The 13,824-nt window shown below is 72.0% G+C and carries 14 protein-coding genes and 2 pseudogenes; 10 read left to right on the top strand and 6 right to left on the bottom strand.

Annotated features, from left to right (window positions below; all coding sequences use genetic code 11):
- Positions 1–57: 57 nt before the first annotated feature.
- On the top strand, positions 58–1,314 hold the full coding sequence (locus tag FCN22_RS16400) for a threonine/serine exporter family protein (RefSeq protein ID WP_137122641.1): 1,257 nt from the start codon (positions 58–60) through the stop codon (positions 1,312–1,314).
- 70 nt (positions 1,315–1,384) lie between these two features.
- Here FCN22_RS16400 and FCN22_RS16395 read toward each other — a convergent pair whose 3' ends face one another.
- Positions 1,385–2,734, bottom strand: a complete 1,350-nt coding sequence (locus tag FCN22_RS16395; protein WP_137122640.1) for a DNA polymerase IV — start codon at positions 2,732–2,734, stop codon at positions 1,385–1,387.
- A gap of 9 nt (positions 2,735–2,743) precedes the next feature.
- Positions 2,744–3,535 carry a ribosome small subunit-dependent GTPase A gene (gene rsgA / locus FCN22_RS16390; protein WP_137122639.1) on the bottom strand — a complete coding sequence of 264 codons (792 nt, stop codon included), beginning with the start codon at positions 3,533–3,535 and terminating at the stop codon, positions 2,744–2,746.
- Between the two features lie 95 nt (positions 3,536–3,630).
- Here rsgA and FCN22_RS16385 point away from each other — a divergent pair, with 95 nt between their 5' ends.
- A complete protein-coding gene (locus FCN22_RS16385) occupies positions 3,631–4,458 on the top strand; it encodes a UbiA family prenyltransferase (RefSeq protein ID WP_137122638.1) in 828 nt (275 codons plus the stop codon).
- Positions 4,459–4,565: 107 nt separating this feature from the next.
- On the opposite strand, the gene FCN22_RS16380 is transcribed toward FCN22_RS16385, so the two are convergent.
- Entirely contained in the window at positions 4,566–5,624 is a 1,059-nt protein-coding gene (locus FCN22_RS16380; RefSeq protein ID WP_137122637.1) for a glucose 1-dehydrogenase, read from the bottom strand.
- A 79-nt stretch (positions 5,625–5,703) separates the two neighbouring features.
- Here FCN22_RS16380 and FCN22_RS16375 point away from each other — a divergent pair, with 79 nt between their 5' ends.
- Positions 5,704–5,991 carry a hypothetical protein gene (locus FCN22_RS16375; protein ID WP_137122636.1) on the top strand — a complete coding sequence of 96 codons (288 nt, stop codon included), beginning with the start codon at positions 5,704–5,706 and terminating at the stop codon, positions 5,989–5,991.
- Between the two features lie 43 nt (positions 5,992–6,034).
- Here FCN22_RS16375 and FCN22_RS16370 read toward each other — a convergent pair whose 3' ends face one another.
- The gene (locus FCN22_RS16370; protein WP_137122635.1) at positions 6,035–8,134 is read right to left on the bottom strand and encodes a RecQ family ATP-dependent DNA helicase; all 2,100 of its coding nucleotides are present in this window, start codon (positions 8,132–8,134) and stop codon (positions 6,035–6,037) included.
- Positions 8,135–8,201: 67 nt separating this feature from the next.
- Between FCN22_RS16370 and FCN22_RS16365 the strand changes: the two genes are divergently transcribed.
- Positions 8,202–9,440 (top strand): MFS transporter, encoded by a 1,239-nt coding sequence (locus FCN22_RS16365; RefSeq protein WP_202911633.1) that lies wholly within the window; start codon positions 8,202–8,204, stop codon positions 9,438–9,440.
- A gap of 37 nt (positions 9,441–9,477) precedes the next feature.
- Here FCN22_RS16365 and FCN22_RS16360 read toward each other — a convergent pair whose 3' ends face one another.
- Positions 9,478–10,233 (bottom strand): lysophospholipid acyltransferase family protein, encoded by a 756-nt coding sequence (locus tag FCN22_RS16360; protein WP_137122633.1) that lies wholly within the window; start codon positions 10,231–10,233, stop codon positions 9,478–9,480.
- Positions 10,234–10,336: 103 nt separating this feature from the next.
- On the opposite strand from FCN22_RS16360, the gene FCN22_RS16355 reads away from it, so the two are divergent.
- Positions 10,337–10,822: a MarR family winged helix-turn-helix transcriptional regulator gene (locus FCN22_RS16355; protein ID WP_137122632.1), complete on the top strand. Its 486-nt coding sequence runs from the start codon at positions 10,337–10,339 to the stop codon at positions 10,820–10,822.
- 3 nt (positions 10,823–10,825) lie between these two features.
- Positions 10,826–12,043 (top strand): MFS transporter, encoded by a 1,218-nt coding sequence (locus FCN22_RS16350; protein WP_137122631.1) that lies wholly within the window; start codon positions 10,826–10,828, stop codon positions 12,041–12,043.
- Between the two features lie 155 nt (positions 12,044–12,198).
- Here the strand turns inward: FCN22_RS16350 and FCN22_RS22725 are convergent.
- A pseudogene (locus FCN22_RS22725) lies at positions 12,199–12,468 on the bottom strand (FCD domain-containing protein).
- 74 nt (positions 12,469–12,542) lie between these two features.
- Here FCN22_RS22725 and FCN22_RS22560 point away from each other — a divergent pair.
- The 4 genes and pseudogenes from FCN22_RS22560 to FCN22_RS21935 form a co-directional block, all read left to right on the top strand.
- Complete coding sequence (locus FCN22_RS22560) at positions 12,543–12,668, top strand: hypothetical protein (RefSeq protein WP_274381615.1); 126 nt, start codon at positions 12,543–12,545, stop codon at positions 12,666–12,668.
- 33 nt (positions 12,669–12,701) lie between these two features.
- Complete coding sequence (locus FCN22_RS16345; RefSeq protein WP_137122630.1) at positions 12,702–13,073, top strand: ABC transporter ATP-binding protein C-terminal domain-containing protein; 372 nt, start codon at positions 12,702–12,704, stop codon at positions 13,071–13,073.
- A gap of 49 nt (positions 13,074–13,122) precedes the next feature.
- Positions 13,123–13,503: an ATP-binding cassette domain-containing protein gene (locus tag FCN22_RS21940; protein WP_338016660.1), complete on the top strand. Its 381-nt coding sequence runs from the start codon at positions 13,123–13,125 to the stop codon at positions 13,501–13,503.
- Positions 13,452–13,769 (top strand): annotated as a pseudogene (locus FCN22_RS21935) (ATP-binding cassette domain-containing protein); the annotation flags it as partial. The gene FCN22_RS21940 and the pseudogene FCN22_RS21935, both read left to right, overlap by 52 nt.
- Between the last annotated feature and the right edge of the window lie 55 nt (positions 13,770–13,824).

Below are 13,824 nucleotides of genomic sequence, written 5' to 3'. Positions count from 1 at the left end.
GGTCGTGTTCGCGCCGATACGCTGACGGCCGCACGGCGAAACACGAAGGCGGTGGTCATGGCCGGGCCTGAACCGATCGAACCGGCGCCTGCCGTGCTCCGACGACGGATCCTGTTGCGCCTCGGGTCTGCTCTGCTCGCCGGCGGTCGCAGCGTCCACGAGGTCGAGGACGACCTGCGGGCCGTCGCCGCCGCCCTGGGATCGCCGCAGGCCCAGGTCGCCGCCACCCCCACCGGCTTGTTCGTCGCGTTGGGCCCGGACCAGTCGGCGGGCTTCCAGCAGGTCGGTGGCGCGCTCCGGCTCGATCAGCTGGCCATGGTGTCGGACTTCCCGGCGGCGCTGGTCGGTGGCACTCTCCAGCCCCAGCAGGCCCTGGACGGGCTGGAGGAGGCCTTGGCCGCCCCGGCGCGCTTCCCCGGCTGGCTGCGTGCCCTGGGCCTGCTGCCCGTGGGCGCCGGCATCGCCCTCATCCTGCAGCCCGCGCTCCCCAACGTCCTGGCCGCGGCGCTCGGCGCCGCCGTCGTCGCTGTGCTCGCGGCCGTCGCCGTCCGTTGGCGGTTGCTGCAGAGCCTGCTGCCGGTGGTCGCCGCCTTCGTGGTGGCCGCGCTGGTGCTGCTCGCCGCAGATGCCGCGCTGCTGGAGGGTCCGCTGCGCACGATGCTTCCGCCACTCGCCGTCCTGCTGCCCGGGGCGCTGCTGGTGACCGGTATGTCGGAGCTCGCCGCCGGTGCGATGGTCGCCGGCGCCTCGCGGCTGACCTTCGGCACCGTGCAGCTTCTCCTGTTCGCGCTCGGCGTGCTCGGGGCCGCGAAGGTCGTCGGCTCCGGCCCGGGGGCCCTCGTCAACACGCGCGTCGCCGAGCTCGGCCCGTGGGCGCCGTGGCTCGGCGTGGTCCTGGTCGGCATCGGTGTCTACTACAACGTGTCCGCGCCCCGTGGTGCGCTCCCGTGGATGTGGTTGGTGCTGCTGGTGACGTTTGCGGCACAGCTCAGCGGTCAGGTCGTCTACGGCGCTCCGGGCGGGGGGCTGCTGGGCGGGGTCGTGGCCGCTCTCGCCGCCACGGTCGTGCAGCGTCTCCCCGGCGGGCCGCCGTCGCTGGTGGTCTTCCTGCCGGCGTTCTGGTTGCTGGTGCCCGGCAGCCTCGGCCTGCTCGGCACGACCCAGCTCGCCGTGAGCACCGGCGACGGTGTGGCGTCGGCCCTGTCGGCGGTGCTGGTCGTGGTGTCGATCGCCCTCGGGGTGCTCGTTGGGTCGGCGCTCGGGAGATCGATCGAGCACCGCCTCGACCTGCGGGCCGCCGGGTCTCGCGTCTGAGGGCCGACGCGCGCGACGCGTGTCGCGGGCGGGAGAAGTCGGATCACGCACCCGGTCCCCGAGCCGTCGGTCAGGTGTGCCGGCCGACGGGCGTCGCCTCCCAGTCCGGTGGAGAGGTGGGAGCCAGGGCCGGGTCGTCGGCGGCAAAGGTCCGCACGGGGCCCGCGGGGGTCGTCGGTCCCTCGAATCGCACCGTGACGCGCCCCGCCCCGCTCCCCCACACCCAGCCGGGGCCGTGGCGTTCGTGCATCACGTCCTGACCGGTGCGCCACACCGGATCTCGGTGCGCTGTCACGCCGGCCGGCGCGGGGCCGGCGGCCTCCGACACCTGCTCCGCAGCGGAGACCTCCTCCCACTGCAGCTCGTCCTGGGCGTGAGCGGCCAGTCCGGAGACGCCGACTCCCAACAGGCGCAGCCCGTTCGTGGTGTCGAGCCCGGCCAGGAGCCGCCCTGCCACAGCCGCCACCAGGGCCGCGTCCGCGGTCGCCTGCCCGAGGGTGGACGAGCGCGTCACGGTGGAGAAGTCGTGGTGTCGGGCCTTGAGGGTGATGGTGCGGCCGAAGAGGCCGGTGGACACCAGCCGCTGTCCGACCCTTCGCGCCAGGGACTCGATCTCGTCCCTGAGGACGCGGTCGTCGGTGATGTCGGCGTCAAAGGTCTCCTCGGCCGAGATGCTCTTGGCCTCCCGCACCGTCACGACGGGACGGTCGTCGACGGCACGCGCCAGCTGGTGGAGGCCCGCGCCGTGGGCCTGTCCGAGGATGCTGACCAGGTCGACCAGGCTCAGTCCCGCGAGGTCGGCTACGGTCCGCACGCCGAAGGTGCGCAGGCGTTCCTCGGTGGCCGGCCCGACGCCGGCGATCACGGTCACGGGGAGCGGGTGGAGCAGCTCCAGCTCCTTCCCCGGCGCGACCACGGTCAGGCCCGCGGGTTTGTGAAGCTCCGAACCGATCTTGGCCATGAGTTTCGATGAGGCGATCCCGGCCGACGCGGTCAGTCCGCCCGTGCGCTCTCGGAGCCGGTCGAGCAGCTCGGTGCCCAGGGCGGTCACCCCCTCGACCGACAGGTCGTGCGCTCCCTCGGCGAGGTCGACGTAGGCCTCGTCGATGGACACCTGCTCCACGGCCGGTGAGAGCTCGGCGAGCAGGTCCATGACCACCGACGAGGACTTGCGGTAGGCGTCGAACCGCCCGGAGAGAAAGGCGGTCCCAGCCGGGCAGCGGCGGCGGGCCTCGGACGTGGGCATCGCGGAGCGTGCGCCGTAGGCCCGCGCCTCGTAGGAGGCCGTGGCCACCACGCCGCGACCCCCGACGCCGCCGACGATGACCGGCCGCCCGCGCAGGGAGGGCTTGTCCCGCTGCTCGACCGCGGCGAAGAAGGCGTCCAGGTCGAGGTGCATGATGCTCGGCTCGGAACGCACGCAGCGACGCTACCCCGGAGGGTCCTGTCGGGTCCGACCGGTCTGCACCACGCCGGCCCGGGACAGGTCAATGAGGCAGCCACCCCCGGGGACCACGACGAGCCGGTCTGTGCCACCCGGAGGAGACCGCTGTGGCACGGGGATCGCGCCGGTCATCGCTGCGAGAAGTCCGGACCGCAGTCGTGGCGCACCGACCAGCAGCGCCGTCTCGTCACCGTGCAGCCGCTGGCGTAACCGGGCCATGCCCTCGGAGGACTTCGGGTTCCACCTGAGCACCTCCACCCCGTGCGCTCCGGACCAGTCCGGCGCGCCGGCCCCCGAAGGCGCCGACCGCCCTTCTGCCGCGACGACAACGGTGGGTATGTCCCCCCCGCGGGGCGGAAGTCCACGAGGCGCGTCGGGACCTCCCGTGGCAGCAGACAGCTGCTCGATCGGCAGGACCACGACGACCAGGTCGACGTTGGCTGCCATGGCCGGGCCGCTCGCACCGCCGGCGACCAGGCTGCGCACCGTGTTGTGCCGCGGCAGCACCAGTTCCACGGTCGCTGGCCCGTCGGGCCACTGGCGCACCACCACCCAGTCGCCGGGGCAGGGGGCCTGGTCAGGGTCCTCGGCCAGCTTGGCGAGGGCGGCTCCACCGAGACTGGTCCGCACCAGCCCATCGGCACCCAAAACGGCGCTGATCCCCTCGTCGTCGGTGGAGACGACGCGCGCCGGCTGCCCGCACCTCCCATACGTCCTCACCGTGTCGGACCAGCTCTCGTCCCACCCCAGCCGGTCCAGCCCGCGGGTACAGGTCATACCCGTGACGCTAGGGAAGGACCGTCCCGGGCGGCAAACGGATTACGGTGAGGTCACGACCAGTCCGTGCGTCCGCGTGCGACTAGTCTCGCGTCGTGCCCTGGGCGAAGACGACCGTGGCGCTGGCGCGCGCCTGCCATCCCGGCCCGACCCTCGCGGTCACGGCCCTCGCCGGTGTCTTCGCGGCCGGCTCCGGGCTCGGCGCGGCTCGCTGCGCCGTCCTGCTGCTCGCGGTCGGCAGCGGACAGCTGGTGATCGGCTGGACCAATGACCTCGTGGACGCCGGCAGGGACCGGCTCGTCGGACGGACCGACAAGCCCCTCGTCACCGGGGAGCTGGAGGCCCACCTGGTGCGGCGGGCGCTCGGTGTGGCGGCCGGGGTCACCGTGGTGGCCTCGCTGGCCTGCGGTCCCTGGGCGGGCCTCCTCCACGTCTTCCTGGTCGTGGGGAGCGGGCTGGCCTACGACCTGCGCCTGAAGCGGACCGGATGGTCGTTCCTGCCCTACCTGGTGGCCTTCGGGACGCTGCCGGCGGTGGTGACGTGGACCCTGCCGCAACCGGCGTGGCCGGCGTGGTGGGTGATGGCGGCATCCGGGCTGCTCGGAGTGGGCGCGCACCTGGTCAACGTCCTGCCCGACCTGGCCGCAGATGCCGCGACAGGAGTGGCCGGGCTGCCGCACCGACTCGGCGGGCCACGGGTGCGGGCGCTCACGCCGGTGGTGCTCTGCGCCGCAACCGCCCTGCTCCTGCTCGCTCCGCCCGGTCCACCCTCCGCCCTCGGACTGGCCAGCGGTGCGGTCGTGCTGCTGCTCGCGCTGGTCAGCATCCGGGGCGGTGGCAAGACTCCCTTCTACGGCGCGATCGCCATCGCGGCCGTGGACGTCGTGATGCTCGTGCTGCTGGTCACCGCTGAACAGCGTTGAGGTACAACGGTTTTGGCCGACTACCTCTTACTGGGGGCGTCCGCGCCGTTCATGGCGAGCCCACGCGGGGGCTGCAGGCGACTGCTCGAGCCGCAGCACCGCGACGGTCACGAGCTGCCGTCGAGCGTGATCGCCACCTTGACGTCGTCGTCCTGCGCCTGGAAGGCGTCCGCGAACCTCTCGAGTGGCACTCGCCGGGTCACGAGCCGTTCGAGCCAGGACACGTCCGCCTTCGCCAGGGACTGCGCGGCGAGGGCGTAGTGGTGCAGGTTGGCGTTGACCGAGCCGAAGATCGCGTCGTTCTCGAGGACGATGTCGCGGTTGAGCGCGCCCGCGTCGATCTTGATGGCCCTGCCGATGGAGGAGATCCCGGTGAGGCAGAGGATTCCGTAGGTCCCGGTCGCCGCCATCGCACCGAAGATCACTTGCGGCACGCCGGTGGCCTCCACCACGATCTCGGGCCGCAGCTTCTCGACGACCTCGTCGACCGGCTCGTTGTGGTAGGTGCCTCCGAGGTCCTTGACCAGCTGGGGCTTCGGGCCGTCCTTCACCACGTCGAGGACGTGGACGTCCAGTCCGCGTTGGGCGCCGAGCAGCGCTCCGAGCAGACCGATGGGGCCGGCGCCGGTCACCAGGACGTTCTTGGGCTCGAACCACGCGCGGTTGCCGATCCGCTCGATCTGGTCCCAGGCCTTGGCCACGACCGTCGTCGGTTCCATCAGCATGCCCACGGCCTCGAGTCGCGGGTCGAGCTTGACCGCGTAGTCGGCCTCGACGGTCCAGGCCTCGCTCGCGTAGCCGTCGATCTGCTTGATGCCTCGCTCGGTGTACTTCCCGTTGCGGCACATGTCGAACTGGCCGTGCGCGCAGGCGCCGCAGGGCTCGGGGTCCGGGCGACGGACGACCCCGACCACGAGGTCTCCCGCGGCAAAAGCGGTGCCCTCCGGGGCCTCCCGGACGCGTCCGAGCGACTCGTGGCCGAGCACCAGCCGGTCGCGCCCGGGTGGGGCCCAGCCGTAGTCACCGGCCGCGAGCTCCTTGTCCGTGCCGCAGACCCCGACGGCCAGCCCGTCGACCAGCAGGTCACCGGCCCGCGGCGTGGGGTCGGGGACGTCGGTCACATCGAGCGTGCCGGGGGTCTGGGGGACGAGGGACAGTGCGCGCATGGAGCTCAATCTAGACGGCTCGACGCTGGCCGTCAGGTCGGGAGCGTGCCAGTGTGGGACCGGACGAAGGGAGCTCGCCATGGACAAGGCGCAGGAGCCTCGGGCGCAGTCGGCCTCCGAGATGGCCGACCACGAGGTGGAGAACCAGCACGACCTGCAGAAGTGCATCGACCTGGTCTTCGCCGAGCACGCCGGCAAGACCGTGAGCGAGTTGCAGGTCCTGCTGGAGGACGCCGTCGTGGCCGCCGGTCACCGGAAGCCCCCGAAGACCTGGCTGCACGCGGTCAGCGGTGAGATCGCGGACGGGCGTCGCTACATCACCGGTACCTGGGCCGGAGGCACGGGGACCGCCGACGCGCCGACCTGAACGCCGTGCCGACGCGGCCGCGGCGCCCTCGGCCCCTGGTCGGTCAGGGGCGACGGTGCAGCAGGAGGGGCAGTACCCGCCCCGCCCCAGCCGAGCGCAGATGGGCGGCGGCCACGGTCAGCGGCCAGAGCGACGAGGACGCGTCGCACACCACCAGCACGGTGCGACCGCGCAGCTCGGGCACGATCTCGTCATCGACCACGATGGCCGACCGCCAGGCCGCTGCCTCCTCAGGGGAGCTGAGGTCGGGCCCGGGACGCTCCCCGGAGATGCGCAGGTCGGTGCGCGCGAGCCGCCCCACGGAGGCCAGGTGGTCAGCGACGCCGCCCACCAGCTGTTCGAGTCCGGCGGCGGCCAGCGGCACGACCACGTCGGGCCGAGACGACCACGAGCCGCTCCACTCGGCGAGGACCCCGACGGCCGCCGAAGACAACTGTTCCGGTGGAGGCCCGTCGTGGGTCATGGCCGATCGCACCAGCTCCCGCCACTCGGGCGCGTCGGCGTAGACCAGGGTCCGGCCGACCTCTGCCATCAGCTCGGCCGGGATCCGGCCGCGGCTGCCGAAGGCACCGCCGGGCCACATCTTCCGCGGCTCGAGCAGGTGCACCTCACCGCGGAGCGACCGCGTGACCGCGGCCACGGTGTCGTCGGACGGACGCGTGACCAGCGGCTCGGGCAACCGGCCGAGGCAGACCGAACACCGGCCGCACGGCGCGGCCGTCTCGTCGTCCAACGACTCCTGCAGCAGCTGCATCAGGCAACGCGCGCCGCGCGTGTAGTCGCGCATGATCTCGGCTTCGCGGCGCCGGGTGGCGACGATCCCCCCGTAGTGCTCGGCGTCGTGGTGCCACTCCACCGCCGCACGCACCCACCCCCGCTCGGTGCGCTCGACGACGCCGTCCACGGCCAGCTGCTTGAGCATCAGCTCGACCCGGCCCCGCCGTAGGCCCGTCTCGGCCTCGAGCGAGGGCACACTGGCCGCCTCGCCCTCCGGGTAGGCCTCGAGTCCTGCGAGGAGCCGCTGCACCTGGGCGGGGTCGGGGATGGTCGCGGTGGCGAAGTAGTCCCACACTCCGGCATCGGCCTCGGAGGGCAGCAGTGCGACCTGGGCGTGGTCGATGCCGCGGCCGGCGCGGCCCACCTGCTGGTAGTAGGAGACCGGCGAGGGCGGTGACCCGACGTGGACGACGAAACCGAGGTCCGGCTTGTCGTAGCCCATGCCGAGAGCAGAGGTGGCCACCAGCGCCTTGACCCGGTTGTCGCGCAACGCGTCCTCGAGCCGCTCGCGCTCGGCGCTGTCGAGCTGGCCGGTGTAGGCCGCCACCAGCAGGTCACTCCCGTGCCGATCGCGCAGGACGGCCGTCAGCCGCTGCGCATCCGACACGGTGAGCGTGTAGATGATGCCCGAGCCGGGCAGCAGCGGCAGCTGGTCCACCACCCAGGCGAACCGCTCCAGCGGACTCAGGGCGTCGACCACCGCGAGCTGCAGACTGCTGCGTGCCAGTGGACCACGCAGGACCAGCGTGCTCTCGCCGAGCTGCGCGGCGACGTCCGTGGTGACGCGTGCGTTGGCGGTCGCCGTGGTGGCGAGGACGGGGGTCTCGGGGTTGAGTCGCTGCAACACGTCGGACACGCGGCGGTAGTCGGGGCGGAAGTCGTGTCCCCAGTCGGAGACGGCGTGCGCCTCGTCGATCACCAGCAGACCGATGCGTCCGGCGAGCCGGTCGAGCACCCGCCGACCAAAACCCGGGTTGGCGAGTCGCTCGGGTGAGACGAGCAGCACGTCGACCAGGTCGTCGGCCAGCTCGGCCTCGATCTGCTGCCAGGCGTCGATGTTGCTCGAGTTGAGCGTCCTGGCCCGCAAACCGCCACGTCCTGCCGCCACGACCTGGTCGCGCATGAGGGACAGCAGCGGCGAGACCACCAGGGTCGGCCCGGCGCCCTCGGCGCGCCGGATTGCGGTGGCGGCCCAGTAGACCGCGGACTTGCCCCACCCCGTCGCCTGCACCACCAGTGCCCGCGCCCGCGGCTCGCTGAGGGCAGCCACGGCCTCGACCTGGTCGGGACGCAGCTGCGCTCCCGGCCCGGCCAGCGCCTCGATCACGCGTTGCGCCACGTCGGTCCGTGTCGTCGTCATCGCCATGGTGGCGACCCTACGGTCCGCAACCGACACCTCCGCCGTGGCATTCGCGTGTCGTACGCTGCCACGCGTGAGAGACCAGGTCGGTGTGGTGACCGGCACGCCCTCGGCCAGCCATTGGGCCCCCGTCCTCGCCTACGCCGCAGTCAGCGCCACCAACCAGATGCTCTGGCTCACCTTCGCGCCGGTCACCACCGGCGCGGCCGCCTACTACGGGGTCGGCGTGGGTGCCATCGGCTGGCTCGCCCAGCTGTTTCCCCTGCTGTATGTCGTGCTGGCCCTGCCCGCGGGCCGGCTGCTGGACCGTTCCCTCCCCGGCCCACTCTGTGCCGGAGCAGTCCTGACCGCCGGCGGAGCGCTGCTGCGGCTGATGGGCGAGTCCTTCACCGTCGCGCTGGCCGGACAGCTGCTGGTCGCCATCGCCCAGCCGCTCGTGCTCAACGCGGTGACCGCCGTGTCGCGACAACACCTGCGACCGGCCGACCGGACCACCGGGATCGCGATCTCCTCGGCGGGCATCTTCGCCGGTATGGTCCTCGCGTTCGCCACGGGAGCGGCGTTCGGGGACGGTCACCTCACAGCGCTGCTGCGGGTCCAGGCCGCGGTGTCCGTCGCGGCGGCACTCGCGCTGGCCGCCGCCCTGACGGCACGCCGGGGTCGGGCGACTCCACCCGACACACGACCGGAGCAGTCGGAGCCGTGCCCGCGGGTGCAGCCAGGGCAGGCGGAAGGCATTCGCGCCGTCACCCTGCGAGACCTGTGGGCGGACGGCTACCTGCGCGTGCTGGTGGCACTGGTGCTGATCGGGTTCGGGGTCTTCGTCGCGCTGACCACGTGGTTGCAGGCCCTGCTCGAGCCGGCCGGCGTCGGAGAGACCCAGGCCGGGCTCTTCCTCTTGCTCATGGTGGTCGCCGGGGTGCTCGGTTCGGCGCTGCTGCCGCCTCGCGTGGCCGAGCGGTCCGCGGAGCCGGCGTTCCTGGCGCTCTCGGTCGTGGTCGCCGCCCTGGGCTGCCTCGTGCTGGCCGTCGTGCCGGGTCCGCTCACGGCCCTGATCGTGCTGGTGGTCGTCGGCGCACTGCTGCTCACCGATCTGCCGCTGATCCTGGGTCTGGCCGAGCGCCGGGCCGGGGTGGGTGCCGCCACGGCCACGGGTCTGCTCTGGCTGGCAGGCAACCTCGGTGGTCTGGCGCTCGCTCTCGCCGTCCAGGCGCTGGTCCACCACCCTGCGACGGCCTTCGGCGCGATGGCCCTCGCCCTGGTGGTCGCGCTGCCGTTCATCCGACGGCTGGCCGCCGCGTACCCTCCCTGACCAGTCCTCGACACGGACGGGTGGCCGGTGCTCGCGATCAGTCCGCGGACCGGCGAGCCGCCCGTTCGACAGCCTCGGCCGCATCGAGCTCGGCGGCACGTTCGGGGGTCGGGGCGCGCCCGCCCAGCCGCGCGGGCAGGAAGACCGCGTCGTCGCCCGTCATGGGTGGGTAGACCTCCTGGGCTGCGTGCAGGAGCTCCTGCATCGCCTGCCTCAGCCGGGCGGTGGCCTCGTCGGCGTCGTCCTTGCGGTCGACGACCAGCGGCTCGCCGACGGACAGGCTGATCGGCGTCCGCGTGCGGCCGAGCCGTTTGGGATGATCCTTGGTCCAGACCCGCTGGGAACCCCAGATCACCGTGGGGATCAAGGGGACCCGTGCCGCCTGTGCCATGCGCACCGCGCCGTTCTTGAACTCCTTGAGCTCGAACGAGCGCGAGATGGTGGCTTCCGGGAACACCCCGACGACTTCCCCAGCCCTGAGGGCCGTCAGGGCCGCGCGGAAGGACGCCAACCCCGCACTGCGGTCGACCGGGATGTGCTTCATCCCCCGCATCAACGGCCCGCTCATCGGGTGACGGAACACGTCGTCCTTGGCCATGAAGCGGATCAGGCGCCCGGACGGGCGGGCAGCCAGCCCGGCATACGTGAAGTCCATGTAGCCGATGTGGTTGAGCACCATCACCGCGCCGCCCTTCGTCGGCACGTGCTGGGCCCCTTCCACGCGAAAGCGCAGCCCCTGTGCGGCGAAGAGTGCGCGGGCCGCCGCGATGACAGGTGAGTAGACGAGCTCCATGGCAACACCGTAGAGCCCGCGGACCCGCCACGGAGAACCGCAGGCAGGCAAGCGGGTGATGACCGTTCGCTTTATATAGGTTTCCTATGTATAGTATGGCGTCGTGTCCACCAATCCCCTTGGAGCCCAGCTGCTCACGGTCATCGCGCGGCTGAACCGCTGGGCGACCCGTGAGGCGGACCTCGAGGTGCTGCCCGCCCAGGCCAGGCTGCTGGCCCAGCTCGACGAGCTCGGTCCGGCTCGGATCGGCGACCTGGCCCGTGCCGACCACAGCAGCCAACCGACCATGACCGGACAGGTGCAGCGGCTCGAGGCCTGCGGGCTGGCGACCAGACGGCAGGACCCCGAGGACGCCCGGGCCTCCCTGGTCGAGCTGACCGAGGGCGGCCGCGCAGCGCTGGAACGGGTGAGAGCCGCCAGGTCGGCAGTCCTCGCGCCGCTCATCGACCGGCTCGACCCCGCCGACCGGCGCGCGCTGCGCACCGCCATCACCAGCCTCGGGCGGCTGCTCGAGGCCGCCGACCGCCCCGAACGCGCGGCCGACCCCACCCACCACCGGCAACCCGCCCGACCTTCGCAGGAGTCCTAACGCATGTGGCGCCAACCCAAGTCCGTCCTCGCCGTCGCCTTCGCGAGCGTGATCGCGTTCATGGGCATCGGGCTCGTGGACCCGATCCTCAAGCCGATCGCCGACCAGCTCGACGCCACTCCGTCGCAGGTCTCGTTGCTGTTCACCAGCTACATGGCCATCATGGGGCTGGCCATGCTGATCACGGGCGCGGTCTCCAGCCGCCTCGGCGCGAAACGGACTCTCCTGCTCGGCCTGATGGTCATCATCATCGGCGCCGGCATGGCCGGAACCCAGCACGGGGTCAACGGGATCATCGCGTGGCGAGCCCTCTGGGGACTCGGCAACGCGCTGTTCGTCGCGACCGCGCTTGCCACCATCGTGCAGTCCGCGAAGGGGTCGGTGGCACAGGCGATCATCCTCTACGAGGCGGCACTGGGCATCGGCATCGCCGCCGGACCGCTGGTGGGCGGGGTGCTCGGCAACATCTCCTGGCGCGGGCCGTTCTTCGGGGTCTCCGCGCTGATGCTGATCGCCCTCGTCGCCACCGTCTTCCTGCTCCCCTCCACGCCGCGTGCTCCGAGGGCGACCTCCGTGCTCGACCCGCTGCGGGCGCTGCGGCACCGCGGTCTGTTGGTCACCGGACTGACCGCGCTGCTCTACAACTTCGGCTTCTTCACGCTGTTGGCCTTCACCCCGTTTCCCTTGGACCTCAGCGCGATCCAGATCGGGTTCATCTTCTTCGGCTGGGGAATCCTGCTCGCCATCACCTCGGTCTTCGTCGCGCCGCGCCTGCAGCGCCGGTTCGGCACGCTCAACTCGATCTCGGCGGCACTGGGCGCCTTCGCGGTGCTGCTCGCCATCATGGCGGTATTCACGTCGAGCAAGGCCGTCCTCGCGGTGTGCGTCATCCTCGCGGGCGCGTGCCTGGGCGTCAACAACACGCTGATCACCGAGACGGTCATGAAGGCGGCGCCGGTCGAGCGCGGAGTCGCCTCCGCGGCATACAGTTTCGTCCGCTTCGGCGGCGGCGCCGTGGCTCCTTGGCTGGCCGGCAAGCTCGGTGAGAGCATCAGCGTCCACCTGCCGTTCTGGGTCGGAGCCGGAGCCGTGGTGCTCGCCGTCATCATGCTCAACACTGGCCGGGCCGTCCTGCACCACATCGACACCGAGCCGGACCACGGCGCCGAGCCGGCGCACAGCGCGGCAGAGGCGGAGGCGGTCACCGTCGGCGACGCATGACCCCTCCGGAGGCAGCGCAGCTAGGGCTGCGAAGGGGCAAGCACCGGGCGGAGCGCGGCGACCGCGTGCTGGCGGTGCTCCCCGAGCCAGCGGAGGTGCGCCACGTCGCCCGCGCGCACGGCGACGACCACCGCACGGTGCTCGTCCAGCACGAGCTACCGATGGGGCACCTCGTTGTAGTAGACCGATCGGTAGACCTCGGTGGCATCCGAGAGCTGGCCGATCAGGCGGGTCAGCCGAGGCAGCGCGCAGGCGTCGATGAGCGCGAAGTGGAACCGGCGGTTCGCCTAGGTCATCGCGATGACGTCCTCGTCTGCAGCCGCGGCACCCACGTCGAGCTCGAGCTCGTGCAACCGGTCGAGGTCGTCGGCGGTGAGCACCGGCACGGCGGCGCGCACTGCTTCCTCCTCGAGCAGCTCCCGGATCCGGTAGACCTCGAGCAGGTCTGCCAGGGCCAGCTCGGTGAGATGGCAAGGACCTCACCGGCGCCCGTCCCTGGGTGATCGCCAAGGCCCGCGTGGCCCGGACCTTCCAGATCGTCCAACCCTTCCGCGGCATGACCGTCTGGGAGAATGTCGCGGTCGGCGTGCTCTGTGGCCCCGAGGGCACCGGCATGATGTCCTAGGCCCTCGAGGCCGCGGACGAGGTGCTCGAGCGGGTGGGCCTGGCCGCGCAGGGCGACCGGGCACCCAGCGAGCTGTCCGTCGCAGACGCGCGGCGGCTGGAGTTCGCCAAGGCACTGGCGCTCAAGCCGAGACTGCTCCTGCTCAACGAGGTGATGGCGGGCCTGCGACACAGCGAGATCGAGCCCAGCCTGGAGCTCATCGGCCGTCTCAAGCAGCAGGGGATGACCATCCTTGTCGTCGAGCACGTGATGAAGGCGATCCTCGCGGTGAGTGACCGGGTCCTCGTGCTCCACCAGGGCAGCGTGCTCACCCAGTGCGGCCCCCAGGAGGTGCTCGCCGACGACCGGGTGATCGAGGCCTATCTCGGTCACCGCTACGCCAAACGGCGCAGGAGCCAGACATGATGCTCGAGACGTCCGGCCTGTCCGCCGGGTACGGCCGGGTGCAGGTGTTGTGGAACATCGACCTGCAGGTGGACGAGCGGGGATCGTGGCCCTGGTCGGTCCGAAAGGCGCGGGCAAGACCACCTTGCTGCGGGCCCTCTCGGGGATGGCGAGGATCGTGGACGGCCGCCACCTTCCGCGGTACCGCTTTGCAGGGCAGGTCGATCGAGTCGATCGTCGACCTCGGCATGGCGCACGTGCCCGAGGGCCGCCGCCTCTTCGCCGGCCTGACCGTCCGCGACAACCTCCTGCTCGGGGGCTGGCGCCGGGGCAAGTGCGACATCGACCGGGTGGTGGAGCTGTTCCCCCGCCTGGGCGAACGCCTGGGCCCAGGTCACCGGCAGCATGTCAGGCGGGGAACAGCAGATGTGCGCCATCGCCCGCGGCCTGATGAGCGAGCCCGACCTGATGATGATCGATGAGCTGTCCCTCGGGTTGGCCCCGGTCGTCGTCGACGAGATCCTCGAGCGCCTTCCGGAGGTGGCTCGCTCGGGCACGGCGATCTTGTTGCTGGAGCAGGACGTCGACGCGGCCCTGACCGTCGCCGAACGCGCCTACGTCCTCGAGACCGGTCACGTCGTGTTGTCCGGCCCGGCGGCGGACCTGCTCGCCGACAGCCGCGTGCAGGAGAGCCACCTAGATATCCCAGGGCTCTGATCCGTCAAGCGGCTGCTGGTTGGCGGTGTGCCCAGGCGACTGCTTCGTCATAGGT

It is taken from the genome of Segeticoccus rhizosphaerae (assembly GCF_005222685.1).
Classification (GTDB): domain Bacteria; phylum Actinomycetota; class Actinomycetes; order Actinomycetales; family Dermatophilaceae; genus Segeticoccus; species Segeticoccus rhizosphaerae.
Note: the sequence above shows the minus strand (reverse complement) of the source record. Positions and strands in the feature narration are given on the sequence as shown.

Coding starts and splice junctions, on each gene's coding strand:
- FCN22_RS16400 (WP_137122641.1), top strand. CDS start 58: ATGGCCGGGCCTGAACCGATCGAACCGGCGCCTGCCGTGCTCCGACGA.
- rsgA (WP_137122639.1), bottom strand. CDS start 3,535: ATGACCTGTACCCGCGGGCTGGACCGGCTGGGGTGGGACGAGAGCTGG.
- FCN22_RS16380 (WP_137122637.1), bottom strand. CDS start 5,624: ATGCGCGCACTGTCCCTCGTCCCCCAGACCCCCGGCACGCTCGATGTG.
- FCN22_RS16375 (WP_137122636.1), top strand. CDS start 5,704: ATGGACAAGGCGCAGGAGCCTCGGGCGCAGTCGGCCTCCGAGATGGCC.
- FCN22_RS16370 (WP_137122635.1), bottom strand. CDS start 8,134: ATGGCGATGACGACGACACGGACCGACGTGGCGCAACGCGTGATCGAG.
- FCN22_RS16360 (WP_137122633.1), bottom strand. CDS start 10,233: ATGGAGCTCGTCTACTCACCTGTCATCGCGGCGGCCCGCGCACTCTTC.
- FCN22_RS16350 (WP_137122631.1), top strand. CDS start 10,826: ATGTGGCGCCAACCCAAGTCCGTCCTCGCCGTCGCCTTCGCGAGCGTG.